Raw genomic sequence first — 26,287 nt, 5'->3', positions numbered from 1 at the left:
TCCTATTTACTTTAATTGCAGGTGTAGTCTCAGCAAACGCTTTACCGTAAAATAGTGTAAATGTGTTGCAGATGTATACATTAAAAATATGCGGGGAAGAAAAATCCTGTAAATCTGTTTTTCGAAAAATGAAAAAAAGCGCTAAACAAAAAAGCCCTCATGCACAAATGATTTTAGCTTTATTCTATTTAGATGGCTACGGTACCGAAAAGAATGAAGAGAGAGGAATTCGCTACATGAAAAAGGCGGCTAAGCAAAAATTACTTTATGCTCAATACTATTTAGGCATGTTATATAAAGCTGGCCACCATGTAAAAATGGATAAGCAAGAAAGTGATAAATGGTTAAATGAAGCCGCTAAATTAGGATATAAGCCTGCTATCAAAGCGATTAGTGCTAAAACCAGCGCTGCTGATATAAAAGCATTTGATCTGCTAATACAAGAACAAGATGTTGTCTACCTAAGCCTTACTGCTGATATAATCGACGTGGCAGAGCTAGACTCCTTTATTAAATATAGCTATAAACGTAAAAACAAAGTGGCAAATAGATTTAGTTCTAGGAAATGCGGGTAATAATCAAAAGGGCCAGAGTTATTGGTTTTTATACTTGAATGTTAGCAAGTTTAATTCCCCCGCCTTTTGCGACGTAAGTCTTTTGAACTTAACGCTACAAGATAACCTCCCTGTTCGTGAAACGAATTTGCGCCAAAGCGAAAAGCCTTGGTGTGGGGTTATCCATTTCCGAATATCAATTACTGATTGAAAATGGCTTAAGCTACTTTAATTTATTAACAGATAAGCCAATGATCATTGAAAATGCTTGATTTTATCGGTAACCCAAGAAAGAACATATCTACAGGTTTACCGTTTGAATTAAGTGATTATATCCAATTGCTTGATTTAACCGGCCGCTGTATTCGAGCCGATACATGCGGTTATATTGACAAAGCCCAACCTTAAATATTAACCCGTTTAGGCATTAGTGCCCAAAACTGGTTAGTATTAACCACACAATTTAGACAATGTTTCCATGGCGCAGTCGGTAGAGCGCTAGCACTCATGGATTTTTGTGAACATCAGCACTTAAAGAAACGAGCATCCAGATCGATGGTCAAAAGAAGAAATAAACTGGCAGCCAATAGGTGTTGTGGAGTTAAATCTAGAGCAACATAAAGAAGCTGCTTAACAATTTAGGCGACAACTGTCTTGAAAAACACCAGTTTTGTGGTAAAAGTGACTATTAGAATGCAATCTCATTTACTGACTGACACTCTCAAACATTAGGAGCCTAGTCACAAATTATTGTAATTTAATTGTTAAATTTTCTCATCATTTGTGAAGACCCAGATATTTTTATTTGTCAATAAAAATATCTTCAATTATTTTTTTGCTAAATTAGCTCCTTAAATACTGAGTTAAGCATGGTTTAAATTACGTTTAATAAATGTGCGGTTTTTATTATGAAATATCCTTTAAAGTACTAGTATACTTATCTTTTCATCTTTAGCGGTCATCAATATTTATTAATGACCTTGGTATATATTCTTTACCTGCAATCACCGTCATATCAACTCAAAGGTGAAGATGGATTAACTTAATCTCCTTGAAGAAAAATCAAATTCCATGATAGTTTATTGTATTCAATATACAGTTGTTTGCTTTAATTGGAGAGTCAAGATGAATATAAGTATGAATAAAACTAAGGTGGCGTTGGCCATACTTTTTGTTGGGATAACTGCGGGACTTATTTATAACCAAATACAACCAGCTAACCAAGCTCAACAAGGTAAAGAGGACCAAAGCGCTGTAACCAGTACATTTTCCGGTGGCAGTAAAAATGAAGAGCTGGTCGATAGCGCTTTGTTAACCGCTACTCCATCGAATATTGTGAATAAAAGTGGGCAAAATACCAAGGGAAATAGTGACGCTATTCATTCGGTTGACTCTTCAGCTAGCAGCGAAATTAGTGCCAGAGTTTTGGCAAATAAACATCAACAGCCCGCAGATCACCGTAGTGCTCAGCAACCAAAACCACATGGACATGAAAACCAGCGCCGACATCCAGAAAATAATTCATTAATACCGCCGGGAGAGCCGACAAAACCACTGCCAGCTCAAGAAAATAAAGGCTAATTGAGCTCAATAACCCGATAGGGATATCGGTTATTGTTGTTGATAATATTTTAATCACTTCCCATAAGACCAAGTCACTTATTTCTATTTAATAGCAAATGTTAGCAACTTATCTGCAATTTTTGTGAATTTATTTACATTTCTTAACATATTAATAACAAACGATAAAAGTATCATTCATCAAGTACGAAGAAATTCTTATTCATATTATACTTGAATACTGTATACAAAATATCGTATAAAGTATTTCGAGATGTATTTTTAAATACATTTCAATAAGAGAGGGATGTGCGCGTTAGATGCAATGAGAGCCATAAAAAAGATAACATGCTTACTTTGCAACACGGAAGAAATACCTATCGCTATATTAAGAATAGGCTTAAGAAATATGAAACTAACTGCTAAGAAAACATTACTAGCTAGCGCGATATTTTTATCGTTAAACATGACAAGCGTTCAAGCAGCAACAATGTGCGGCGCTAAAACTTTAGACCGTCAAGGCGAAGTTCCTGCTAACCAAACTCACTGTATTACCGATTATGGTCATTATTTATATGTGACAGTGCCTTATGAAAACAGTAACGTAACTATTACTACTTCAGGCGGCACGTTTATCGGCAATGATGCCGATATTAAACTTTATGATGGCAATGACTGGAGTGGCAATGTCGAAGCGAGTAGTGTTACCGCGGGTACTAATGAAGAAAGCCTGTCATTTATTTCCCGTGCCGGCGAACGTTATTTTAAGATTGACGGTAATATTGAGCAAACCAGCTTAACCGTTACTATCACGGGCGGTGATATTCCACCACCTCTGGCTGACTATATCATTTACAATACCAATGTCTTTGTCGATGTACCGCCAGCCTCAATTTCCTCTAAAGCACAATACGGTCCAGCTGTAGCGGCAATTTTAGTGGCAAGTTATAGTGACTTTGCTGGCATTGCTGGTGCGGCTAATGACCCTATTGATGATGTATCTCACGCTATACATTACTTGGCCAAAGCTGATGATTTAACTGATCCAGATCTAAACCAATTATTATATTTCTTAGCCTCTTATAAATATAATGCCGCGGCATTGACCGATGCCGAAGCCTCAGTACTAAGCACAGCACTTTTAGCAGTTAGTCAAATGAGCAATTTCATTGCTCCTGCAGGCAGCGTCATCCAAGAAGGTTATGCTGCAGCTTTATCCAATTTTAGACATGATGCTAGTTCAGCTTATTTTAAAGATCAGCTACCGCATTTATTAGCTATTATTCAATTTTATTCTGAGCAAAGTAATCCATTTGGCATCAGTAATGGTGGCGATACTACTATGGCCTTAATGGGCGCGCTAGGTGATGCTGCTTATTATGGTGATGCCTCAATAAGAGCTGCTATTAATAGCAAGATGCTTGATGTGTTATCGGTAATGCGGTCATTTATCTTTTTAGGTGAAAGCTCGCTTGATATGCGCTGGGCAACTGAAGCCGATAGAAAGTGGATCATGCCGCACTCATTTATCACCATGGGTAAATTATCATTAATTGCGAATGATGAAGCCAAAGCTCGTTTTGATAGCACTATTTTAGAAGCGCGAGCCAAAGTGATTCAAACCATCTCGGTAGAAACCACTGAAACCATTATTACTAAAAAATATTTAGAAAATGCTGGCCGTACTTGTTCAGCAGGTGACCCGTTATTTGGTAGCTGTGTTATACCACCAAAAGAGTCTGATATTTTAACGGTTAGTTATGACTGTACTGCTAACATCACTATTCGCGCACAAGCTTCTATTAGCCAAGCAACATTGGCGCAATCGTGTGCTGATATGGCCTTACAAGAAACAGAATTTCATGCTTTTTTCAATACCGCCGGCATACCAGTTACCGGCGATTTAAATAAACATATTGAAGTTGTTGCCTTTGCTAGTCCGGCAGATTATGAAAAATATGCACCAGAATTTTTTGGTATTGCTACCGATAATGGCGGTATGTATTTAGAGGGCACACCAAGTGCCCAAGGTAACCAAGCACGCTTTATTGCCATGCAATGTCCTGATGATTGGGTTGGCGGCTCTTGTCAGTATATCGACCAAATCTATAATTTAAGACATGAGTTTACTCATTACCTAGATGGCCGATACATAAAAGCGGGTACTTATGGTTCTTTTGACTATAACGTTTCATGGTCGGAAGGCATGGCTGAATACATGGCTATGGGTAAAGATCACGCTCGAACGTTAAAGACTTTAACCGATGAGACTATTCCACCGCTTTATAACTTATTATTTATGAGTTATGAGTATGACAACTTATATCCATGGGGTTATTTCGCCATGCGTTATTTGTCTGAACAGCATAAAGGTGAAATAGAAACCCTTACGGCTGCGCTACAAGCGGGTGATAATACTGCCTATATTGCAGCACTTAAAGGTGTCGCTCAACGTACTGAAGGCGGCTTTGAAGCTTATATGCTGGCCAACTCAGCAACTGTTGCGCCAATTGCTGCGCAATTACCTGCACAAGATATTATTGGCAGTTGTGATTTGGTACAACAATACGCTCGCCATATTGATGCTGCCACCACTAATTTCAGCTTTACCAATACCACGGATACACCAGTGTCGTTATTTTGGATTGATAGCACTAAGGGTACGGCTAACTTTGCCAAGAACTATAAAACCCTTAACCAAGGTGATAGTTATAACTCAAGCTCTTGGAAAGTTGGCGATCGCATGATGTTAAGCGATAGCAATATGAATTGCTTAGGTGTGGCGGTGATGGCTGAAGTTGATAACACCTTCACCATTAAAACTGAGTTAGTTAAAAATGTGGTAGCTGAGGTGATTCCAGCCTTAAATCAAATGGGTAGTTGTGCTTTAGCGCAGCCGCATTTGATTATGAACCAGTCACACGAATTCACTATCACTAATACTTCAGACACACCAGTACGCTTATTTAGAATTGACAATACCAAAGGCTCTATTATCACTACCAGTGGTGGTACTGGCTTTATTCATGGCTATGGCGTTTTAGCTCCAGGTGCGAGTTATAACAATGCCGTTTGGTATGGTGACCGTCGTATAATGGTTACCGACAATAGCTTAAACTGTTTAAGTGTTGGTGTATTAGATAACCCCATTGCAAGCTTTACCGTAGACCAAGCAATGGTAGCTAATGCTGCTGCCGCAGAAGTTATTCCTGCCGCAAATACCATTGGCAGCTGTGCGCTAATGCAGAAGCATTTAACCGGTCCTTTTGAAGCAGATTTCTCCTTTATCAATAACAGTGACAAGCCAGTGCGCATTCACCGTGTTGATAATGAAACCGGTGCGTTAAATGTTGACTTTGGCTTTACTACCCTAGCTACAGGGGAAAGCTATAATAGTCTGACTTCATGGAAGTGGTTTGGTAACCGTCGTGCGGCCATTACTGATGAAAATAATCAGTGTTTAGGTGTTGCCGTTATGACTGAGGAAAATACCAGCAATGATTATGTTATTACCAATGAATTAGGCGGCGGTGGTACTCTACCTCAACCTATCGATTCAGATGGTGATGGTGTTATTGATAGTTTAGATGCTTTCCCATTTGACCCAACGGAAACGAAGGATAGTGATGGTGATGGTGTTGGTGATAACGCTGATGTTTTCCCTTTTGATCCTACTGAATGGTTAGATACTGACGGTGATGGTCATGGTAACAACAGTGATGCTTTCCCTAATGATGCTACTGAATGGTTAGACTCTGATGGCGATGGCGTTGGTGACAATGCTGATGTCTTCCCTAACGATGCAACTGAATGGTTAGATACTGATAGCGATGGCGTTGGTGACAATGCTGATGTCTTCCCTAACGATGCAACTGAATGGTTAGATACTGATGGCGATGGCGTTGGTGACAATGCTGATGTCTTCCCTAACGATGCGACTGAATGGTTAGACTCTGATGGCGATGGCATTGGTGATAACTCTGACCCGTATCCAAATGATGCGAGCAATGGCGGCGGTGCTACCGTACCTGATTGTGGCGCAGTAACAATCACTAGCGGTAAGTTAACGCTGGAAAATAACGAATGTGTTGCTGGCGGTCGTGGTTCATTCTATCTATGGGTTGAAGCGGATAATACCCAGTTATTCCTAAGCACTGCGGGTGGTAACGGTGATGTTGGTATTTATTTTAACGCCGATAATTGGGCGACCACAGCAAATGCGCAAGCGTCTTCTGCAGCGGTAGGCACAACGCAATCATTGCAAATTACTGCAAACCGAGGCTGGCGCTACATTACTTTAGCAAGTACTAGCAACTATGCTGATGTTACTTTCAAAGTAAGCTTAACAGGCGAAGTAACTCCACCAGTAGAGCCGCCAGTAACGGGTACCATTACTAACGCTTGTACTACATTAGCGCCATTTACTTATGGTGCTTTAGAAACAGGTACCGCGGTTTGTACAGGTAATGGCCACAATAATTACTACATCTATTTAGATGATAGCGTTACCAGTATTAAAGTGAATACCGCCCATGGTAATGGTGCAGTAGAGCTTTATACCGGCACCAGCTGGCCAACCGCTGCTAGCCACACGCACAAATCTACTATTGCAGGTACTACTGAACAAAGCATTACGGTTAATAACCCACCAACAGGTTGGTTTTACATTGCCGTTGATAGCAAAGGTAGTGACGTAGCAATACAGGTTGAGGTGAAATAACTTGTTAGCATAGTAAGGTAACAATAAGTTAATATCCATAAAGGCTATTAACTCAAGACAAAACGGGCCATTTGGCCCGTTTTTTTTATGCTGTGCATTGGTGTTTTTTAAGAAGCTATCACCGGGAGTATCATTAACGACATGGTGTGTTAATGATTGATTGTATTGCCGACCGGCCATGACATCATTATTTTTGCGCCATTCTCGGTGTTTTCTAAGGTAAATTCACCACCATGATTTCGGGTTATTTCTGCACAAAGCGACAAGCCTATACCTGAGCCATGACTTTTAGTGGTGTAGAACGGTGTTAAGGCATTATCTAAATTGGCAAAACCTGGGCCATTATCGATAATTTCAATAATCTGCCTGCCTTGTTGATTACCTTGCAAGCTGTCTTGTCGGTAGTAAAGACTGACACTGATTTCACCGTGCTCTTTATCACAAGCTTCTTGGGCATTCTTGAAGATATTTTATCAATATTTGCGCCATTTGCTGTTCGTCAGCGTAGCATTGGCTATTACCTTGATAATGTATAATGTATAGTGTAAGGCTTAGTGATCATGGCTTTGGCTTCATCAAGTAAGTCATTAAAATCAAACCAAGTCGATCTCGGTCTGGGTAGCTGACTATACTGCTCAATAAAACTAAGTAAGCGTTCACTTTGTTGTTCATATTTAAAAGCTTCTCTTTGCGCTAATTGCTGAGCAAGCTGCCCCTTAGCGGCATTAACTTCTTGCACCAATCTAGGGTTGGATAACTGTAAAATAACCGTGTTAGGACTGACCTTAGTACCAGGGCGTACTAAAATTTTAGCGACCTTACCTAATGCTGGCGCGGTTAATAAACGCTCTTTTGCGGAAGCGAGTTCGCCATAGGCACTAGCATAAATATCTAAATCGCCTTGAACTACCGTTTGAAAGCTTAGCTGACTTAACGGCACTGACTTAGTTGCTTTGCCACTGACGCTATAACCAGCGTATGCCATTAATAAGGTAAAGCTGGCAATAGCGCTCCATTTCTTCCAAGGTTTCTTTTTAGTTAATGCAATTTTCATAAAGTTCCACTGTTATTCTTAACGGATGAAAGAAGTAATAAAATAACCATGGAAAAGTTAAAATTATAATTAAATCATAGTGTTAGTGTTAATGTTGTTTTTTAGTGCTCAGTATGTTCGCTTTTAACGGCAGGGTATTCGAAAGTGAATTTAGTCTTAGCTCTATTGATAGGCGTAACAGTAATAAATTTAGCGCTATATAAGTTTAGGGTTGTAATGCGGTGTAATGTTCTCCTTTTCATCTATGAGGTAAGTTAATACAGTGTTATTAAAATCGCTACATGTGCCATAACAAATGCAATAGCACAGCCGATGTCATCTAAATTGTTAGCAGGTACGGCTCTAAGATTTTTTCTGGTGAACCCTCCATGATGGAACTAGGTTTTACCGCCAGTATTTCCCTGTTAATAATGGTCGGCAGGCACGGTAATGATATTGAGTGAACAAGCTGAAATTTGTCGGTAACGCGGTTATGATATGGGCTACAGTAAAGCGCTAGTGAAATGCTGTCTTGGCTATACTTATGCTAGCCATTTTACTTGCTTAAAAGAGGAAGAGAATTAATATGACGGAATCGCTACCGCTGACCATTAATGTAAATAGCGACTTACTCGACAAATTTACTCAATTAAAATCAATTAGTAATAAGCTTGAAGCGCAGTTTAATTTTCACACCTTAACGGCTAATTGGTATGGTGATGAAAGACAGGTGTTAGCAATACAACTGTTACTAGAAACACCGGTAAGCTTTAAAGAATGCCAAAATGGGCTAAAGAGGTTATCGGCAAGTGAGGTGAGTGTTAGCCATTTTTCTGATGATGTGTTTAGTTGCTTTAATGAAGGCGAGCAGCAATTGCTTTGCTATATCGCAATCACTAACTCAGAGCTTGACTTGTTGGCGACGCAGCCAAAATTATTAATGGGCTTTATTCAGGTGAAAATACATAAAGTACTGAATTTAATCGCCGTACAGCAATCTTTGAGTAAGATATAAGTTTTGGAGATAAATAAAAAATATGGCTATTAGCACCACACGCCTAGATCGTTTTATTAGTCAATCTTACCAAGTAAATCGTAAAGCAGTACGCTTGATTTTGGCGCAAAAACGAGTTTATGTTGATGGCGTTGTCGCTACCGATATAGCGCAAATTGTTGATCAGTTTTCAACTATAGTTTTGGATGACAACATACTGCAGGCCAATAAAGCGCATTATATTATGCTTAATAAACCTGTTGGTGTTGTATGTGCCACCAAAGATGAAAAACATAAAACGGTTATTGATTTACTGGTTGGAAAATTTGAGCAAGCAACGAGGGATAGTTTACATATAGTCGGGCGACTCGATTTAAATACCTCAGGATTAGTACTGTTAACCAATGATAGCCGTTGGTCTGAACGATTAACTTCACCGGCACTTAAGGTGGCAAAAGGCTATCGAGTTAGCCTTATGAACCCTTTAACAACAGGCTACATCAGTGCTTTTGCTCAAGGTATGTATTTTTCATATGAAAAAATAACCACACAACCGGCAACATTGCGCATTATTTCCCCCTTTGAAGCTGAAGTGATCTTAACGGAAGGCCGCTATCATCAAATTAAGCGCATGTTTGGCCGTTATCAAAATAAAGTTGTTGCCTTACATCGTCACTCTATTGGTCAATTAAGTTTAGACAAGTCACTCAATATTGGCGATAGTAGAGTTTTAAATAATGAGGAAGTGGTTAATATTTTTGGTTAAAAAGCCACCGTAAAGAGGATTTTTTAACCTAAGGTTATGATATTATTTATAACGGCTATAGGTGCTCGCATTTTGGTCTTGCTTGGGTATAATGTCATAACGTAAAAAATTGTTTTAAAGTGAATGGAATTGTTAAATGAATAAATTATTGTTATTGGCGGTACCGGTTATTGTCTTATTGGCAAGTTGTTCGAGTGTTGATAATGCTTGTGAAGATGTCACCTTAGCATCTGAACAAATTCAACAGTGTCAGGCATTACATAAGAAAATTGTTAACGCCAGAGGTGATGTCCTTATTCGCACAGAGTTAGAGCGTCGCTATCAACAAGACTGTATTGAAATTCGTTATTATCGTGATGAACGACAAGCAGCTATATGCGGTAACAAACATAAGATAAAAGCAGTTAATAAATCAGCTAAAATCGAAGCGCAGCAGTAAGCACGCTCCGCTATGATTGCATTTGAACTTTATCAAATGCTTAAAGAAGTCAGAGAGCGAAATAATAAAACGGTATGGTAATTTTGAAAGCAGAAAATCAACAGGCGAAGACAAGTAAAGCCGCAGAACAGTTAATACGTGCTAAAGAGGCTAGTATTGCTAAACTGACTGAGGAAGTTGATTTTTTAGAGAAAAAAAATGCTGACTTACAAGCGCGTTATACCGCATTATTTAAACTTAATCACTTATCGCAAGAGTGTCTTGATCTAGATAGCTTTTATCCACAAGTACATAACACCATTGCCTCGTTAATGACCGCGAAAAACTTTTTTATTGTCTTATACGATCAAACGTTTGATACCTTAGAATTTGCATATTTTATCGATGAAAAAGATGAAAAGCCCTCAGGGCTTATCGATTATCAAGATTATGAGGGCTCCTTTACTAATTTAGTTATTGAGTCAAAACAACCGTTACTGCTGACGCCTGAGTTAGAACAAAAACTCTTCGATAACTATAAAATTAAACAGTTTGGCGCCCGAGGAACTGACTGGCTAGGAGTACCATTACTGCACAATGGCTTAGTCATAGGCATTATCTCCATACAAAGTTATGATGAAAAAAATCGCTATAACGAATCAGATTTAAATCTACTTACTTTTGCTGCCCAACATGTTGTCGGTGCTATGGTGCGTTTACAAGATCAGCAACGCTTACAAAATGCCGTTAATGCTCGTACTAAAGAATTAATGGCGCAAATTCGTGAGCGAGAAAAGTCAGAATTATTACAAGAGTCATTATATAGAATATCCGAGTTAACCACGGATATCGAACTCGATATAGGTACCTTTTATAGTAAGGTGCACAATATTATTGGCCAGTTGATTAATGCTAAGAATTTTTTTATTGCCAAATACGAACATGATAGCCAAACGCTGCATTTTTCTTATTATCAAGATGAACATAGCAGTAATTTAATCAAAGATTTTAAACCGAGAAAGCTTTCTAACCGCTATTCTGAGTTGGTCTTGCGCCGTAGAGAAACCGTGTTACTGACCTATCCAGAAATGATGAGTTTGCACCTTGCCGGTGAGACGGCTAAACCGCAAGACGATATCCACTCTTGGCTTGGTGTGCCATTAATTTATTCAGGCCAGTTACTCGGTGTTATGGTGTTACAAAGCTATGACTATAAAACCACATACAATCAGCAAGATGCGGAGTTACTTAATTTCGTTTCTAACCATGTCTCGGTAGCAATTAAACGCCGAGAATTAGCTGATTTTGAGCGGCGCAGCCATGAATTACTTGAACAGCAAGTTAAATTACGCACATTGGCACTCGAAGATGAGATCACTCAGCGTAAACAGGCGGAGAAATTATTACAGCATACTGCTGCCCATGATAGTTTAACCGGCCTGCCTAACAGAACCGTGTTTCTTGACTTACTCAACCACGCTATTGCCTGTGCGAAGCGCAAAGACGGTTTTTCTTTTGCTGTGTTATTTTTAGACTTAGATCGCTTTAAAGTGGTTAATGACAGTTTAGGGCATCATGCTGGCGATCTGTTATTAAAAATCATTGCCCGAGAGTTACTGGCTATTGTCCGTGACAAAGATACCGTGGCTCGCATAGGGGGTGATGAATTTGTAATCTTAATTGAAGATTTGACCTCCAATGACGAAGCTTTTGATGTCGCACAACGCATCACCACATTTCTTCAACAGCCTTTTACTCTCGATAATCAGTTAGTTTACACAGGTACCAGTATTGGTATTTCGTTTAGCAATAAACGTTATGATGATGCTAATACCATGCTAAGGGATGCTGATACGGCTATGTATCATGCCAAGGATAATGGCAGAGGGCGTTATGAAGTTTTTGATGACAGTATGCATCAAAAAGTGCAAAACGCCTTAAGCCTTGAGGCGGATATTCGCGAAGCGATTGCTTGGCAGGAGTTTATTCCTTATTTTCAACCAATACTGCAACTCGATAACCGAGAGCTTAAAGGCTTTGAGGCGTTAGCTCGCTGGAAAAGTACCAAACGAGGTTTTGTTTATCCTAATGATTTTATCCCACAGGCTGAGGAAACGGACTTAATCCAAGAAATTGATTTGCAAATTATTGAAAAAGCTTGCCAGCAGCTGAAGCTTTGGCAAGAGGAGTTAGGCTGTAATGATCTTTATGTCAGCTGTAACTTGTTTGCGAAACAATTTTTTAGAACTAGCTTGCCGCAAGATATTACCAAGATATTACAAGAAACAGGATTAGCTCCCCACAACCTGCGGGTTGAGTTAACCGAGCGCGCCTTGTTGGAAAATGCTGAGATTGTACTGACCAATATGCAAGCCCTAAAGGATATGGGGGTTAAAATATTATTAGACGACTTTGGTACCGGCTACTCAAGTTTAGGTTATTTACACCGTTTCCCCATTGATGTCCTGAAAATTGATCGCTCCTTTATTAGTAATGTCCATGAGCATGATAACCATAGTGCTATTATTCGCACCATAGTCGATTTAGCGAACAACTTACAAATGGCAACCATAGGTGAAGGCATTGAAAACTTAGCCGATGCTGAGTTATTACAACAAAAGGGCTGCATCTACGGACAAGGCTATTATTTTGCTAAACCTATGTCACCGGACGACGCCACGGATTATATCATTAAGAAAATGAGTAACTAACCGACTAGTCATTACTGCTGCAAGTCAGCTAACTAGAGTTTTTCAGTATATTCTGCTGTCAACTTAATATTATTCCCTATAAAAATTCAGAAACCCCCAAAATTAACCAGCACATTCTGTGGCTGCTCTCCTAGAATGCACTTATAAATTTAATATTGTCATTTACTAATAATATTTTTATTAATAGGTATTCGACTATAACTAAAGCAGGATTTAACCTGCTCGCCTTTGAGGAAATAGCCATGCTTTATACTGGTTCATTAATTACCGATTGCCCAATTAGACAAAAAATCCGTGAATTTTATCGTATAGATGAAAATGTTGCCGTTGACCATATTCTCCCTGCTGCAGAAGTCAATGTTAGCGCACGTAGTCGTGCTTGGGAACGTGCCCGTAAAATGGTGTTACAAATTCGTCAAGACCAAGAAGGTAATGGCGCCATTGATGCGTTGCTTAATGAGTATTCACTTTCATCAGAAGAAGGTGTGGTATTGATGTGTTTGGCGGAAGCGTTATTACGTGTACCAGATAAACACACTCAAGATGAACTTATTCGCGATAAAATTTCTCAAGGTCAATGGAGCTCACACTTAGGCGCCAGTGACTCTATTTTTGTGAATGCATCATCATGGGGCTTATTAATTACTGGCTCTATGGTCGATTATGCTGATAAACGTAAAAAAGACCAATTTGGTTTATTGAAGAAGATCATTGGTCGTCTAGGTGAGCCCGTTATTCGTACCTCTATGAACTATGCCATGAAAATTATGGGTAAGCAGTTTGTCATGGGTGAAACCATTAAAGCCGCTACTGTACGCGCAGCTATCAAAGAACAGCAAGGTTATGTCTATTCATACGATATGCTGGGTGAGGGGGCGCGTACTATGGCCGATGCTGATAGGTACCTTAAAGCCTATCAAGACGCCATCACTGCTATTGGTGAGGTAGCTCTTGCTTCAGGTAAGAACGATCCACGTAAAGTGCCAGGTATTTCAATTAAATTATCTGCCATTCACCCACGTTATGAGTTTTCTCATAAAGCACGGGTAATGGCAGAAATAGTTCCTAAGTTAAAGGCGCTATGTTTACAAGCTAAGCAATACAATATTGGTTTAACGGTTGACGCTGAAGAATCCGAGCGTTTAGAAATCTCCTTAGATATTATTGAAGCTGTGTTTAGTGATAGTGACTTAGGTGATTGGCAAGGCTTTGGTATAGCGCTACAAGCTTACCAAAAGCGGGCCATTTTTGTGGTAGATTGGTTACGTGAATTAACCTTGCGCACTAAACGAAAAATGATGGTGCGTTTAGTTAAAGGGGCTTATTGGGATACTGAGATTAAAAATGCCCAAAAAGATGGCTTAAGTCATTTTCCTGTTTTCACTCGTAAATCTTCGACCGATGTTTCTTATCATGCTTGTGCCAACAAATTACTAGAATACCGCGATACTATCTATCCACAATTTGCTACGCATAATGCCTATACTGCGGCAACCATTGTTGAGCTAGCAGGTGATGATAAAGAGGGCTTTGAATTCCAATGTCTACATGGCATGGGTGATTCTTTGTATGATCAAATTGTTAGAGAGGAAGGCATTCAATGTCGAATTTATGCCCCAGTAGGGCATCATGAAGACTTACTGGCCTATTTGGTGCGCCGCTTATTGGAAAATGGTGCTAACTCGTCATTTGTTAATGCCATTGTTGATAATTCGCAACCGGTTGAAAACTTATTAGAAGATCCAGTAGAGAAAACCCTGCGCTTAAAAGTTAAATACAATAATCAAATAACACTGCCAATGGATCTTTACCAAGGTGAAGGTGAGCAAGGCCGTAATAATTCTAAAGGTTTAGATTTAACCGATATTAATGAAATAATGCCATTAAAAGCGGCCTTAGATACTTGGTTTGTTGAGCACTTACTTACTGAAAGTGAGGTACCTGAAGGAGCTAAAGCGGTAAGGAATCCAGCTAATCGTAGTGAAATTATAGGTTTTCATCAACATGCCAGCAAAGATGATATGTTGGCGATGATTGATAAGGCTGAAACGGCTTTTAACACTTGGTCAACAACGCCAGTAGCTGAACGTGCCGAGTTACTTGGTCGGATTGCTGATATTATAGAACGCCATATGGATGAGCTCATTGCTTTGTGTATCAAAGAAGCAGGTAAAGTCGCCCAAGATGGTATTGATGAAGTACGTGAAGCCGTTGATTTTTGTCGCTACTACGCCGCCCGCGCTATTGAATTAAATGACGATGAAAGACTAACACCACGGGGTGTGGTGTTATGTATTAGCCCATGGAACTTCCCACTGGCTATTTTCTTAGGGCAAGTTGCCGCCGCTATTGCCACGGGGAATACTGTTTTGGCAAAACCTGCGGAACAAACCGGTTTAATTGCACTGCGCACCATTGAACTGATGAAGTCGGTAGGCTTACCTGAAAACGTAGTGCAAGTGGTAATTGCTCGCGGTAGTGCGGTAGGTAATACCATTATTCCTGATAGCCGTATCCAAGCGGTTATGTTTACTGGCTCTACCGAAACAGGGACACTAATTTCGCAAACCTTGGCTGAACGTGGTGGTGAGCAAGTGCCATTAATTGCCGAGACTGGTGGCCAAAACTGTATGATAGTGGACTCCACCGCGTTACCTGAGCAAGTGGTCGACGATGTGATCTCATCAGGTTTCCAAAGTGCTGGCCAACGTTGTTCTGCGCTGCGGGTACTGTTTTTACAAGAAGATATTGCTGAGCAAGTTATTAGCATGTTACAAGGTGCCTTAGCGGAATTACATGTTGGTAACCCAGCGAAATTAAGTACGGATATTGGCCCAGTGATCGATCAAAAAGCACTTGATGCGCTAAATGCTCATGCCGATTATATGAAGTCACACGGTAAGTTATTATACCAATGTGAGTTTTCTGATGAAGTAGTGGCTGAAGATGGTCACTTCTTCTTTGCACCACGCTTATATGAAATTGATGATATTAGTGTATTAAAGCAAGAAGTTTTTGGTCCGTGTGTGCATATTGTTCGCTTTAAAGGTAATGAAATTGAAAGTGTTGTTGATAAAATTAATGGCACTGGTTTTGGTCTCACTATGGGTATTCATACACGTATAGAGAATAGAGCCATTGAGTTAGCCAAATTATCGCGTGCTGGTAATATATATATTAACCGTAATATGATTGGCGCTATTGTTGGTGTACAACCTTTTGGTGGTCGTAGCCTTTCTGGCACTGGTCCTAAAGCAGGTGGTCCAAACTACCTAACTCGTTTAGTCAAAGAAAAAGCCACGCCAGATACTCACGCCTTTAAATTTCCGGCAGAGAAAATTGCTACTTTAACGGGCAGTGCTGCTGATAAACATGAAGCAACACGCATAATGGACAAAGCTAACTGGGCAGAGAAAGAGTGGCGCTCAGCTGAGCTAATTACCCGGATTTCTTGTGTACGTCAGTTACTTGCTAAAATTGCTCACGTTGAAATTGTTGATGATTTAGCCGATGATTTAAACCGTACCCTAGCAGCCGCACGCTCACAGCTAATTAGTATTGAAAAACGGTTGAAAAATCCGCAAGAATTACCTGGACCTACAGGTGAATCAAATATCCTTTACTTAGAAAACCGCGGCAATATTATTTGTTATGCCGATGAAAAGGTTAGTTTCCACTTCTGGGTGCTGTCTATAGTAACAGCGCTTGCTACGGGAAATACGGTAGTTACGGTTGTTTCTGACTTGTTCTACCAAGAAGCGTTGGCCTTTAGAGAAAAATTTATTACTACTGGCGCGGGTAAAGATGTTTTCCAAGTAGCTAAATTATGTCATTTAGAAACACTGCTTAGCCATCCAGCTTTATCGGGTGTGGTCGTTGATAGTCATTGTGAAAGTAAACACTATGTCAGTGAAAAATTAGCACAACGTGTTGGCGCTATTTTACCGGTAATAAGTTCTGAGTATTTTGATAATTTAATTCAGCGTTTACTGACGGAAAAAACCATCAGCATAGATACCACAGCTTCTGGAGGTAATACTTCATTAATGACTCTGGTTGAGGAGGACTAGTTAGTTGCCATAACAACTTAGTCGTTAATTAACATAAAACGCGAACTTTTACTGGCCAGTAAAGTTCGCGTTTTTATTTGTGTTTTTTTTACTGAGGTTATTCTTTTACTAATATTAATATGGCAATATTAACAATACCCCCTATTTAATCATGCTGATATGACTATTAACAAAATAAAGCCCCTAGACCGTATCGATAAGGTCATTTTATCTACGCTACAAGCAGACGGCAGAATTTCTAATGTTGAGTTAGCTAAAAAGGTTAACTTGAGTGCCAGTCCTTGTCTAGATCGTGTCAGACGCTTAGAAAACGAAGGTTATATTGAACGTTATGGCGCCTTGTTATGTGCGAGTAAACTCAATTATGGCATGACAGCTTTTGTGCAAGTTACCCTAAACCGCACCACCTCAGATACCTTCAAACTATTTAAAAATGCCGTGGTAACCATTAAAGAAGTGGTTGAATGTCATTTGATTGCCGGTGGTTATGATTATCTGTTGAAAATTCGTTTTGCTGATATGGAAGGTTACCGTCTGGTATTAGAAAAAATCGCCGACTTACCAGCCATAGCGCAAACGAGCACTTACATGGTGACAGAGCATATTAAGCATGACAGTGGTGTACCGTTAGACTAGCTTGAATTTAGGGTAATCACCTGATTTCAAGATGAAATTAATATTGTTAAGCGCAAGTAGCTTTGCTATATATTTAAGGTATAGACTTTTAAATGACTTATCTCAAGGAGCTACTATGAACGCACATGATTATGCATTACAAGCTAATGGCTCGTTTGCTCTGCCAGATGCCTGCTTTAAAGTAAAAGCCTTAATGGCCGATGACAGCGCGCAAATTGCAGATTTTGCCGATGTTATTGGTATTGATCCCTCGATGACCTCGCGACTATTACAAATAGCCAACAGTGCTATTTATAGTTTCCCAGGTGAAATTAGTACTATCTCGCGTGCGATTACCATTATTGGCACACAAGCTATTTATACTATGATGTTGGTCGATGTTGCCGCCTCAGCTTTTAAGCACTTTGCCAATCAAGCCATTGACTTAAAACGCTTTTGGCGGATGAGTGTTTATTGTGGTCTGGCTTCTAAAAACCTTGCCATTAGTGCAGGCAAGCGTGATATTGAGCGTTTATTTATTGCCGGCTTATTACAAAACTTTGGCGAGTTATTGGTCGCTAAACTAAACCCTGAACTTGCTCAGCGTTGTGAGAAATATAATAAAAATCAGCTGCCATGGCAGTTGCAAGAGCTTGCCTTAGGTTTTACCTATACCGATGTGTCAGCGGATTTACTAAAAATTTGGCAACTGCCTGAAAAAATCATCTTACCTATTCGCCATTTTCATGCTGCCTCAAGTATTGAAATTAATCAAGATGTCAAAATTTTGAATTTAGCTTCCCGACTGGCGTTAATTGATAGTCACAGTGATGAGTTTTGTTATGATGATATTATTGATGAATCTTTATGTCGACCACTAGGCTTATCTACTGAGGATCTAGCGCAAGCTGCTGAGTATGCTGAAAAAGAAGCGACCAGTATTTTATCGATTATGAATCCAAAACTTTTTTCTAGATAATTCATCTAGGCTCAGTGAGTGTTTATGGCACTGAACTAACGATTTTCTGCGTTATTGACTAATAAATAATCAGCGTTCATTTTTAGCCTTTACTTTTTAAGGGTCATTTTTTAGCGGTATTTTCACTTTAAACACGGCTTGATAAGCTTGATTAAAGTTGACTACATCGTTGCTGGCCAAATAACGTGTGTGTGCCTGATAAAACGGGTAACTAAGATAAAGTTTTTGTAGTGATTGATTAATATCTTTGATAACTTGCTGGCCTAAAGGGCCTTTATGACAAGCGACATAACCAACAATATAACCCGGAGAACCCGCTATTTCTACTGAGGCTAGTGGCAAGGCGGTTGGTAAATGTTTTAACGCTTTATTGACACTAACCGGATAATCAACGATGTAATCTATCCGCTCTTTTAATAGCATTTTAACCAGGGAAGTAGTCGCTTCACCGCCACTCCTAATTATTAGATTATGTTGCTCCAAAGTAGCGATTTGTTTATCTAAGAACCCCCCTAAAGAGCGGCCTTCATCAATGCCTAAAGTATAGGTAGATTTACCGGTAAATAACGCCGCTAATGATTTTAAGCGCTTATTATTATCAAGTGCGTTTTTAGGTAAAATGCTCGATGCTTCCCTCTTTTTATAATATAGGCGTAAATTCAGTGCAATATTAAGCGGTGAACTATAAATATTATCTTTTAGTCGCTCCGGTGTTTTAATCCGGTTAGGTGCGCAACTGTTGGGCAGTTTTTTTAATAAGCGCGCAATACTTGGGCTTTGGGCAAACTCAAGGTTAAATTGGTATTGAGGTAAGGAAGCCAGCAATAAGCGGGTGGTATCTATTACCATAGAACTTGGCACACTCGAGGTTTTTATTGACTGAATATACTCCTTGGTATTGTCGCTGAACCAGTATATTTTCTTTTGCGCATTACTCGTTGGGCAATAGCAAAAAAAAGATAACAACGTGATAATGATGAGCGAATTTTTCATTAAATGTTTGACCTAAAAATTAGTTATCTGTGTTTTACCTGATAACAGTTCAAAAAGCTAACAAGTGACCTGCTGTATTTGAGTGTGTAATCAAGAATATACACAGTGCCACTTTGGTATTTTCTTGGTAAAAGCAAAGCTTAGCTAAAAACAAGACAAAGTTACTAAAGCTTGTTAGCATCGGTAGTGCAGTTTAATCACGTTATCATAATAATTATAAAAAAGGGTAAGTATGTCGGCTTCTAGAGAGCACTTTAGCTCACGAATGGGATTTATATTAGCGGCCGCAGGCTCTGCGGTGGGTATTGGTAATTTAGTCGGTTTTCCGGTTAATGCCGCGAAAAATGGTGGCGGAGCTTTTTTGCTTCTGTATACACTTTTTGTATTTCTTATTTGTTTACCGGTAATGATTGCTGAAATGGCCGTTGGTCGTAACACGGAAAAAGAACCTGTCGGCGCATTTAAAACCTTAAGCCATGGTAGTAAATTTTGGAGTGCTGCTGGTTTTTTAGGGGTGTTAACTCCCTTTATGATTGCTGTTTTTTATATGGTGATTACGGTATGGATATTTGGCTATATTGTGTTAACACTAACGGGACATTTAGATTTCCTAGCAAGTGACGCTGGTTTTGGTGAGTTTATTAATAGCCCTTACTTGTATATTGCTTTAGTAGCGGTCGCAGGGATTGTCAGCTTTATACTTGCTGCTGGGGTAAAAGATGGCATTGAAAAAGCCGCTAAAATCTTAATGCCGACGTTACTGGTGATGCTTATTATCATGGTTATCTTTGTCTTAACCCTTGATAATGCCATGGCCGGAGTGACCTTCTTCTTGGTGCCAGATATGAGCAAGATAACGCCGAGCGTGGTTAATGGCGCCTTATCGCAGGCCTTTTTCTCCTTGTCTTTAGGTATGGGGATTTTACTGACCTATGGCTCCTATATAAATAAAGAAACTAATATTCCAAATTCTGCCAAGTTGGTTGCGATTACTGATACTGCCGTGGCATTTATCGCCGGCTTAATGATTCTACCGGCGGTATTTTCATTTAACCCTGATATCGATCCCAGTGAGTTGAGTGACAGTTCAGTTTCCTTAATATTTACTTTTTTACCGAAAATATTTTTAGCGCTGCAAACATCAATTGGTTATGTTGGTGCCAGTGCAGTGGCGGCATTCTTCTTCTTATTAGTCTTTTTTGCTGCTATCACCTCCTTAGTCTCTATTATCGAAGTACCTGTGTCCTACTTGGTTACTGAGAAAAAACAAACCCGTAAAAAAGCCTTAGGTTATTTAACCGTTACTGCTGGAGTATTAACTTTATTTGCCACCGCATCCTTCGGTATGGTGCCATTTTTTACTGAGTTCACTTCCTATGCTGGCGGCACTAAGTCATTTTTTGATGTTATTTATGATGTTTTCTACGATACTATTTTACCGTTAAATGGCTTTTTATTGTGTGTGTTTGTTAGTTATCGCTGGAAGAAGAAGCAATTATCTGCAGAATTAAGTATTGGTAATGAAAACTATAAGGGCTCATGGGTGGAAAAATATATTAACTTCTCACTGGGTACTTTTATTCCTGCCATTGTTTTACTTATTTTCATTAATACGGTAGCGACAAAATTTTTCGCGGTCAGCTTATTTGGTTTCTAGTTAAACGCTCTAACCGATTTCAACGCCCATTAGTAAATGTTACTATTGGGCGTTTTTTATTATTAACTCTCTGATAACTTAACCATGATAGAACATATTACTGCCACAGACTTTACCGACGCGCAAAGACTATTTCATGGTCGAGGCCATGCCTTTGCTAACTTAAGCCATGTTAATGTTGACTGGTTATCTCCCGTAGTTCTTATCACCTTATATCAAGCGGTCGATAGTAAGTGGCTGGCGGAACAAGCGAGTGCATTAAAAACCTTGATTAAAGAATGTCGCTCGGTGCAAGTACAGCACCGCTATGAAAAGTTCGCCCCGACAGAGTTGTTATTAGGGGAGCCAGTAAGTAATACGATTGTCAGCGAGCAGGGGCTTAATTATCATATCGAATTTGGCAAGGCACAAAATACTGGCTTGTTTTTGGATATGAGTATCGGCCGAACTTGGTTAAGGCAGCATGCCCAGGGAAAAAATGTACTTAATCTCTTTGCTTATACGTGTGCATTCTCGGTCAGTGCCATCGCTGGTGGCGCCAGCAAAACTGTTAATATAGATTTAAGTAAAGCGTCATTAAGTAGGGGTAGGGAAAACCACCAGCTTAATCATTTGGCGAAAAAACAAGGTAAAAAAATAATTTTTGAAGGCGTTGATATATTCAAATCCAATAGTCGCATTAAAAAGCATGGTCCCTATGATATTTTAGTGTGTGATCCACCCTCATTTCAAAAAGGTAGTGTCAATATCGAGCGCGATTACGCCAAAATAATTCGCCGTATTCCACAATGGTTGAATGCCGGTGCTAGCTTGATGTTATGTTTAAACTCTCCCGATTTAGATGAAAACTTTTTAAAAGCGGAAGTGGCGCGTGAATGCCCAGATTGTCAATTTGAGCAGCGCCTCGACAACCCCGAAGTTTTTAAAGAAGCACATGAGGGTAAAGGTCTTAAAGTACTGATTTTTACATATCAGCCAAGCTAACAATGTCACTGGGTTTAGGGTTGGTTTTGTGGATCAATTGCCTTTATCCGCCAAAAACGGGCAAACCTTGGGATACCCGCTTGTGTTAAACCGTTGTACTTAAAGGTGATGGTAGTACCAATTTTTGGTGGATGGGCACGTTGGTAATCACTAAAGCCCGATCCTATCTTAAAAATAATGCCATTGACTACTTTAACTTCAAGGGCACCAAGCTGTCCTTGATACTTACCTTTACCCTGAGTATGGCCAATGACGATAGCCTCGGCATCTTGATGTTTTTTCAGCTTCATTAACGCTGGATTTCGGCCTATTCTATAGTGGGCACTGGCAAGGTGTAGCATAAGCCCTTCACCTTGAGCGGTGACCACGTCATGCAATTTATCCTCAAGGGCATTTATGCTGTTAAAGCGCACTTGGTTGATCATAGCTAAATAGGGCGATGGCACTTGTGTTAATAAAGCCCGCATTTTTTTAACTCTGGTAGCAAAATCTCCTTGGTATGCTGGCAGATCAAACATCATAAAGCGGACATTTCGCCAACAGCTAATCGTTTTGTTTTCTTGTGCTTGTCGTTTGCTAACACAGGAAAGTAATGGCTGAAATTGACCTCGTGCTATCCATAATTCACCATCAATAGGGACGGTTGGCCAAGATTGACTGAACCAATGCGGGCTATTAATTAAATTACCTTGGCGGGTGATTAGTTGTTTACCATCCCAGTAACCGCGTACACCATCAAGTTTTTCAGAAACAAAATACTGACTTATATCTGCTACTTTTTGGTAGTTTACGCCATGCTGTAAGTTAGGTTTAGTGGGTTTAGTGGGTTTAGTGGGTTTATTGTCTTGTTGATTATCTTGTTGCAGGTTTTGTTGTGCTTTTAAGGACGGGCAGCTTATTAAGATTAGCGTCAATAAAATTAGTAAACTATATGTCTGCATCACTAACCTCCGTGTATCGTGACCTTGGTAAAAAGTAAAGTCTAGTCTATATTTTAAAAAAGAATACCTTAATGATTAATACGATTAATACCAAGTGGCTGAGTTTTATTTACTGTTGTTAACTAGGTTAGCAAGGATGCAAGGATGAAAACAATGACTTACCTTACTGTTATTTATACCGTTATCGCGGTGTTTCTTTTAACCTTTAGCGCGTCTACATCAGCTAAAAAAAGATGCAAACCTTTATTGGAAAAGCTCCATCATATTCAAACCATGCAGCGTAAAGGCTACTCTTTAAAGAGAGGTCAAACTTTACGTGTTAAAGAGGATAAAGCGAGAGATAAATGGTGGCAGTGTGAACATAGTTCTTTGGCATCATTTAAGATGAAATATGGCAAAAAAAATAAAAAGTCAAAAAAGCAGTCAAAGAAAAAGAAACTGGCGAAGAACAGTACTTATTACACCAAAATGAATATAAAAAATGCCTATTTAGTCAATAAAGTGGCAAGGTTTAATCAAGGCAGTGCGATTGTAATCAAAGCCAAATATCAAGGAGATAAGAAATGGGCTTGGTTGGCGTTTTATCAGCAACCCATTAAATGCCAGCGTCCCAAAAACCTCAACATTTTTGCTTATTGCAGTGAAGATAAACAACAACAGCAAGGTGTATTTGAGCAAAAGTACAACAGGTGATTTAGTGACCGGTTTAAGCTTGGTAGTTTGTTTTACTTGCATGGTATTGATTAACCATAGCATCAATAACTTCTTGTTCATAAGCACGCAAGCCACTTAATAACATGTGTTTCTTACCGTGACCAATAACAGCACCGTTTGATAATAAATCAAATTCAAGCCAAGCATTACCGCGTTTACCATCTATAGATAAACTGGTTTTAGCCAGTTGTAAAGTGACTGATTCAGCCTCTAAGGTATGTAAGTCAATAGACATTGATTGATACATGACCATAGGACGAGCAGGGTTGATCATGACTTTATTTTCAGCCATTAACTTAACTAAAATATCAGGGAAAGTGCGGCCAGAAAAATCCACATATGCTTTTGTTAGTGCATTGATTAATATAGGGTTCATTGTTTTATTACCGCTAGCACTAATCGTTAAGTAGGTTTTACCATTATCATCTTTGATATCGAAGCTATTATCAATTTCCTGTGGAAATGTTAGGTGAACTTTGTCGTTAACCATGCCGGAAAAGTTGAAAGTCATTTTTTGATGAAGTCCAGATTTGGCAATAATGATTGAAAACAGTAAATCACCAGGCACACAGAAACGTCTAGCATCTATATTGTGTAAAGGGTTAAAGTCATCGGCTACCTGCTTGGCAAAGTCACTGGCTTGTTGGCGGGTAAAGCTGATTTTATCAGCGCTAATTGGGCAATAATTTTCAATAAACATTTCTTTAATAGACATCAGTACAACTTCATTTTGAGTAAAACGTATTCGATCCCCGCAGTCTAACAGTAGTTTTACCTTAAATCGAAAAAAGGTGTATTTCTCTAACTGAGCAGACCTGTTACTTTTGGTTGTAAATACTGACAAGCTGTTCTTTCTTGGCTTTAGTAAGGTGGCGAATTTGATACTCTCTTTTGCAAGCAGAGCTTTTATTGTCAGCTGTTTCAAGGTAAGCCAAGCTCACGGGTCGTCTTGCTTGGGTATATTTTGCGCCCAGTTTACTGTTATTATGTTCAGAAATTCGGCGGAGAATATCAGTGGTAACACCAGCATATAAGCTATTATCGTTACAGCGGAGGAAATAAACCCACCAAGTTGTCGTTTTTTTATCTTCTGTCATATAAAGCAATAATTAGCTGCAAAGAAAGTAATCATGGTAAATAAAAGTGCTTGAAATATCAAATAATGTCAGCCTAGCGGATTGGGAAATAGAGCTGAGTGCAATACGTGCGACGGGTAATGGCGGTCAGCGTGTGAATAAAGTCGCCACAGCAATTCACCTACGTTTTGACATTAAGCGTTCTTCGTTACCAACAATATATAAGGAGCGTTTACTTACTTCTAAAGATAGTCGTGTAACCAAAGAGGGTGTTGTTATCATTAAAGCACAAAAATTTCGTACCCAAGAAATGAATAAAGAGGATGCCCTAGCGCGTTTAAAAGACTTTATTCTTGCAATGATGGTCATTCAAAAACGTCGACGAGCGACCAAACCAACCAAAGGTTCGGTGAAGAGGCGCTTAGCTGGTAAAGCAAATCGAAAAGTCGTTAAACAAACACGAAAAAAAGTGCAATTTTAGTGTCAGATAAACCCGGTTAAATTTCCCTGACTAAAAGCAGGTAAGTCTTTGCGGTCGCACAGCAAAAAAATCAAACGTCCTTGATGAAAAAAAATAAAAAAACCTAATAGCAGATAAAAAATAGAGAGCAATTATGCCAATGAGTGAAGTCGGCGCGATAGAAAAACTTACCGCGCAACTTGATAGTAATAATTTAGTACAGTATCAGCTGCCTTTAGCTAGTCTTAGCAGAGATGGAACTAAACAAAGTATTGCCTTAAATCCATTAATAGGTAAAACCATCAGCTTACATTTTACCGGTAATATAGCGTGTAAACATTGTGGTAAACGCACCAAAAAGAGTTATTCGCAGGGTTATTGTTACCCATGTATGAGTAAACTTGCCCAGTGTGATTTGTGTATTATGAAACCAGAAACTTGCCACTTTCACTTAGGCACATGTCGCGAGCCTGAGTGGGGTGAAAGTCACTGTATGGTCGATCATTATGTTTATTTAGCGAATAGCTCGGGCTTAAAAGTAGGTATAACCCGACACACTCAGCTGCCCACTCGCTGGATAGACCAAGGTGCTTGCCAAGCCTTACCTATATTTAAAGTGAGTACCCGCTTGCAGTCAGGTCTGGTCGAGACCGCACTAGCTGAATTTATTAGTGATAAAACTAATTGGCGCGCCATGTTAAAAGGGCAGCCAGAGCCTCTAGATCTTAAAGCAAAAGCAGAAGAATTAATTCCAGAGATTAGTTTTCGCTTATCGGAACTTAGGCTTCAATTTGGTAGTGATGCGGTTATCGAGTTAAATGAGAGTGTGCAAGATATTCATTTCCCCGTGCGTGAGTATTTAACAAAAATAAGTTCTTTTAATTTTGATAAAACTGCCACTGTTAGCGGAGTTCTCATGGGCATTAAAGGTCAATATTTGATTTTTGATAAGGGCGTAATTAACATGCGGAAATTTAGCTCATATCAAATAAGTATTGACTATTAGTGACTTGAATTTGAGAATAGATGTAACATATAGTTA

General features: G+C 39.3%; 23 protein-coding genes. 17 read left to right on the top strand and 6 right to left on the bottom strand.

The features are described from left to right. Positions 1-71 precede the first annotated feature (71 nt). The 4 genes from ASU03_RS15140 (at position 72) to ASU03_RS15130 (ending at position 6,834) form a co-directional block, all read left to right on the top strand. Positions 72-575 carry a tetratricopeptide repeat protein gene (locus tag ASU03_RS15140; RefSeq protein WP_082627304.1) on the top strand — a complete coding sequence of 168 codons (504 nt, stop codon included), beginning with the start codon at positions 72-74 and terminating at the stop codon, positions 573-575. Between the two features lie 243 nt (positions 576-818). After that, entirely contained in the window at positions 819-962 is a 144-nt protein-coding gene (locus tag ASU03_RS20835) for a hypothetical protein (protein WP_157465928.1), read from the top strand. Positions 963-1,679: 717 nt separating this feature from the next. Continuing rightward, complete coding sequence (locus tag ASU03_RS15135) at positions 1,680-2,135, top strand: hypothetical protein (protein WP_057832613.1); 456 nt, start codon at positions 1,680-1,682, stop codon at positions 2,133-2,135. Between the two features lie 469 nt (positions 2,136-2,604). Then, entirely contained in the window at positions 2,605-6,834 is a 4,230-nt protein-coding gene (locus ASU03_RS15130; RefSeq protein WP_231731600.1) for a collagenase, read from the top strand. Between the two features lie 149 nt (positions 6,835-6,983). On the opposite strand, the gene ASU03_RS21575 is transcribed toward ASU03_RS15130, so the two are convergent. Beyond that, positions 6,984-7,256 carry an ATP-binding protein gene (locus ASU03_RS21575; protein ID WP_231731622.1) on the bottom strand — a complete coding sequence of 91 codons (273 nt, stop codon included), beginning with the start codon at positions 7,254-7,256 and terminating at the stop codon, positions 6,984-6,986. On the opposite strand from ASU03_RS21575, the gene ASU03_RS21570 reads away from it, so the two are divergent. Further along, positions 7,230-7,370 carry a hypothetical protein gene (locus ASU03_RS21570; protein WP_231731599.1) on the top strand — a complete coding sequence of 47 codons (141 nt, stop codon included), beginning with the start codon at positions 7,230-7,232 and terminating at the stop codon, positions 7,368-7,370. The two genes, ASU03_RS21575 and ASU03_RS21570, sit on opposite strands and share 27 nt — an antisense overlap. Here the strand turns inward: ASU03_RS21570 and ASU03_RS21140 are convergent. Beyond that, a complete protein-coding gene (locus ASU03_RS21140; protein ID WP_231731598.1) occupies positions 7,352-7,888 on the bottom strand; it encodes an efflux RND transporter periplasmic adaptor subunit in 537 nt (178 codons plus the stop codon). The genes ASU03_RS21570 and ASU03_RS21140 overlap by 19 nt on opposite strands. A 565-nt stretch (positions 7,889-8,453) precedes the next feature. Between ASU03_RS21140 and ASU03_RS15120 the strand changes: the two genes are divergently transcribed. The 7 genes from ASU03_RS15120 to ASU03_RS15090 all read left to right on the top strand — a co-directional run bounded on the left by ASU03_RS15120 (position 8,454) and on the right by ASU03_RS15090 (position 18,420). Beyond that, a complete protein-coding gene (locus ASU03_RS15120; protein ID WP_057832611.1) occupies positions 8,454-8,882 on the top strand; it encodes a hypothetical protein in 429 nt (142 codons plus the stop codon). Between the two features lie 22 nt (positions 8,883-8,904). Continuing rightward, positions 8,905-9,627, top strand: a complete 723-nt coding sequence (locus ASU03_RS15115) for a pseudouridine synthase (RefSeq protein WP_057832610.1) — start codon at positions 8,905-8,907, stop codon at positions 9,625-9,627. A gap of 136 nt (positions 9,628-9,763) precedes the next feature. After that, complete coding sequence (locus ASU03_RS15110; protein WP_057832609.1) at positions 9,764-10,066, top strand: hypothetical protein; 303 nt, start codon at positions 9,764-9,766, stop codon at positions 10,064-10,066. Between the two features lie 83 nt (positions 10,067-10,149). Beyond that, positions 10,150-12,756 (top strand): sensor domain-containing phosphodiesterase, encoded by a 2,607-nt coding sequence (locus ASU03_RS15105; protein ID WP_057832971.1) that lies wholly within the window; start codon positions 10,150-10,152, stop codon positions 12,754-12,756. 242 nt (positions 12,757-12,998) lie between these two features. After that, positions 12,999-16,826, top strand: coding sequence for a bifunctional proline dehydrogenase/L-glutamate gamma-semialdehyde dehydrogenase PutA (putA, locus tag ASU03_RS15100; protein ID WP_057832608.1), 3,828 nt, complete (start codon positions 12,999-13,001; stop codon positions 16,824-16,826). Positions 16,827-16,985: 159 nt separating this feature from the next. Next, complete coding sequence (locus tag ASU03_RS15095; RefSeq protein ID WP_057182435.1) at positions 16,986-17,462, top strand: winged helix-turn-helix transcriptional regulator; 477 nt, start codon at positions 16,986-16,988, stop codon at positions 17,460-17,462. A gap of 115 nt (positions 17,463-17,577) precedes the next feature. Continuing rightward, positions 17,578-18,420 carry an HDOD domain-containing protein gene (locus ASU03_RS15090; protein WP_057832607.1) on the top strand — a complete coding sequence of 281 codons (843 nt, stop codon included), beginning with the start codon at positions 17,578-17,580 and terminating at the stop codon, positions 18,418-18,420. 96 nt (positions 18,421-18,516) lie between these two features. On the opposite strand, the gene ASU03_RS15085 is transcribed toward ASU03_RS15090, so the two are convergent. Next, a complete protein-coding gene (locus tag ASU03_RS15085) occupies positions 18,517-19,413 on the bottom strand; it encodes a hypothetical protein (RefSeq protein ID WP_157465927.1) in 897 nt (298 codons plus the stop codon). 232 nt (positions 19,414-19,645) lie between these two features. Between ASU03_RS15085 and ASU03_RS15080 the strand changes: the two genes are divergently transcribed. After that, complete coding sequence (locus tag ASU03_RS15080) at positions 19,646-21,070, top strand: sodium-dependent transporter (protein WP_057832605.1); 1,425 nt, start codon at positions 19,646-19,648, stop codon at positions 21,068-21,070. Positions 21,071-21,154: 84 nt separating this feature from the next. Beyond that, the gene (locus ASU03_RS15075; protein ID WP_057832604.1) at positions 21,155-22,054 is read left to right on the top strand and encodes a class I SAM-dependent methyltransferase; all 900 of its coding nucleotides are present in this window, start codon (positions 21,155-21,157) and stop codon (positions 22,052-22,054) included. Positions 22,055-22,068: 14 nt separating this feature from the next. Here ASU03_RS15075 and ASU03_RS15070 read toward each other — a convergent pair whose 3' ends face one another. Beyond that, positions 22,069-22,995 carry a DNA ligase gene (locus ASU03_RS15070; RefSeq protein WP_082627302.1) on the bottom strand — a complete coding sequence of 309 codons (927 nt, stop codon included), beginning with the start codon at positions 22,993-22,995 and terminating at the stop codon, positions 22,069-22,071. Positions 22,996-23,139: 144 nt separating this feature from the next. On the opposite strand from ASU03_RS15070, the gene ASU03_RS15065 reads away from it, so the two are divergent. Continuing rightward, positions 23,140-23,688: a hypothetical protein gene (locus tag ASU03_RS15065; protein ID WP_057832603.1), complete on the top strand. Its 549-nt coding sequence runs from the start codon at positions 23,140-23,142 to the stop codon at positions 23,686-23,688. A 13-nt stretch (positions 23,689-23,701) separates the two neighbouring features. Here ASU03_RS15065 and ASU03_RS15060 read toward each other — a convergent pair whose 3' ends face one another. Together ASU03_RS15060 and ASU03_RS15055 are read right to left on the bottom strand one after the other, a co-directional pair. Beyond that, on the bottom strand, positions 23,702-24,424 hold the full coding sequence (locus ASU03_RS15060) for a DUF3581 family protein (protein ID WP_157465926.1): 723 nt from the start codon (positions 24,422-24,424) through the stop codon (positions 23,702-23,704). Between the two features lie 103 nt (positions 24,425-24,527). Continuing rightward, entirely contained in the window at positions 24,528-24,806 is a 279-nt protein-coding gene (locus ASU03_RS15055) for a GIY-YIG nuclease family protein (RefSeq protein WP_057832602.1), read from the bottom strand. A 46-nt stretch (positions 24,807-24,852) separates the two neighbouring features. On the opposite strand from ASU03_RS15055, the gene arfB reads away from it, so the two are divergent. Both arfB and ASU03_RS15045 read left to right on the top strand, forming a co-directional pair. Next, positions 24,853-25,266 carry an alternative ribosome rescue aminoacyl-tRNA hydrolase ArfB gene (gene arfB / locus ASU03_RS15050; protein WP_057182420.1) on the top strand — a complete coding sequence of 138 codons (414 nt, stop codon included), beginning with the start codon at positions 24,853-24,855 and terminating at the stop codon, positions 25,264-25,266. A 133-nt stretch (positions 25,267-25,399) separates the two neighbouring features. Continuing rightward, positions 25,400-26,251 (top strand): DUF2797 domain-containing protein, encoded by an 852-nt coding sequence (locus ASU03_RS15045; RefSeq protein ID WP_057832601.1) that lies wholly within the window; start codon positions 25,400-25,402, stop codon positions 26,249-26,251. Positions 26,252-26,287 lie beyond the last annotated feature (36 nt).

The sequence above is a fragment of the Colwellia sp. TT2012 genome (assembly GCF_001440345.1).
Classification (GTDB): domain Bacteria; phylum Pseudomonadota; class Gammaproteobacteria; order Enterobacterales; family Alteromonadaceae; genus Colwellia.
Note: the sequence above shows the minus strand (reverse complement) of the source record. Positions and strands in the feature narration are given on the sequence as shown.

Bases quoted from the DNA above. Each gene is read 5' to 3' on its own strand.
- ASU03_RS15095 (WP_057182435.1), top strand. From the start codon at position 16,986: ATGACTATTAACAAAATAAAGCCCCTAGACCGTATCGATAAGGTCATT.
- ASU03_RS15110 (WP_057832609.1), top strand. From the start codon at position 9,764: ATGAATAAATTATTGTTATTGGCGGTACCGGTTATTGTCTTATTGGCA.
- ASU03_RS15130 (WP_231731600.1), top strand. From the start codon at position 2,605: ATGTGCGGCGCTAAAACTTTAGACCGTCAAGGCGAAGTTCCTGCTAAC.
- ASU03_RS15070 (WP_082627302.1), bottom strand. From the start codon at position 22,995: ATGCAGACATATAGTTTACTAATTTTATTGACGCTAATCTTAATAAGC.
- putA (WP_057832608.1), top strand. From the start codon at position 12,999: ATGCTTTATACTGGTTCATTAATTACCGATTGCCCAATTAGACAAAAA.
- ASU03_RS15140 (WP_082627304.1), top strand. From the start codon at position 72: ATGTATACATTAAAAATATGCGGGGAAGAAAAATCCTGTAAATCTGTT.
- ASU03_RS15135 (WP_057832613.1), top strand. From the start codon at position 1,680: ATGAATATAAGTATGAATAAAACTAAGGTGGCGTTGGCCATACTTTTT.
- ASU03_RS15080 (WP_057832605.1), top strand. From the start codon at position 19,646: ATGTCGGCTTCTAGAGAGCACTTTAGCTCACGAATGGGATTTATATTA.
- ASU03_RS15065 (WP_057832603.1), top strand. From the start codon at position 23,140: ATGAAAACAATGACTTACCTTACTGTTATTTATACCGTTATCGCGGTG.
- ASU03_RS15090 (WP_057832607.1), top strand. From the start codon at position 17,578: ATGAACGCACATGATTATGCATTACAAGCTAATGGCTCGTTTGCTCTG.
- ASU03_RS15120 (WP_057832611.1), top strand. From the start codon at position 8,454: ATGACGGAATCGCTACCGCTGACCATTAATGTAAATAGCGACTTACTC.
- ASU03_RS15055 (WP_057832602.1), bottom strand. From the start codon at position 24,806: ATGACAGAAGATAAAAAAACGACAACTTGGTGGGTTTATTTCCTCCGC.
- ASU03_RS15085 (WP_157465927.1), bottom strand. From the start codon at position 19,413: ATGAAAAATTCGCTCATCATTATCACGTTGTTATCTTTTTTTTGCTAT.
- ASU03_RS15045 (WP_057832601.1), top strand. From the start codon at position 25,400: ATGCCAATGAGTGAAGTCGGCGCGATAGAAAAACTTACCGCGCAACTT.
- ASU03_RS15115 (WP_057832610.1), top strand. From the start codon at position 8,905: ATGGCTATTAGCACCACACGCCTAGATCGTTTTATTAGTCAATCTTAC.
- ASU03_RS15060 (WP_157465926.1), bottom strand. From the start codon at position 24,424: ATGTCTATTAAAGAAATGTTTATTGAAAATTATTGCCCAATTAGCGCT.
- ASU03_RS21140 (WP_231731598.1), bottom strand. From the start codon at position 7,888: ATGAAAATTGCATTAACTAAAAAGAAACCTTGGAAGAAATGGAGCGCT.
- ASU03_RS20835 (WP_157465928.1), top strand. From the start codon at position 819: ATGCTTGATTTTATCGGTAACCCAAGAAAGAACATATCTACAGGTTTA.
- ASU03_RS15075 (WP_057832604.1), top strand. From the start codon at position 21,155: ATGATAGAACATATTACTGCCACAGACTTTACCGACGCGCAAAGACTA.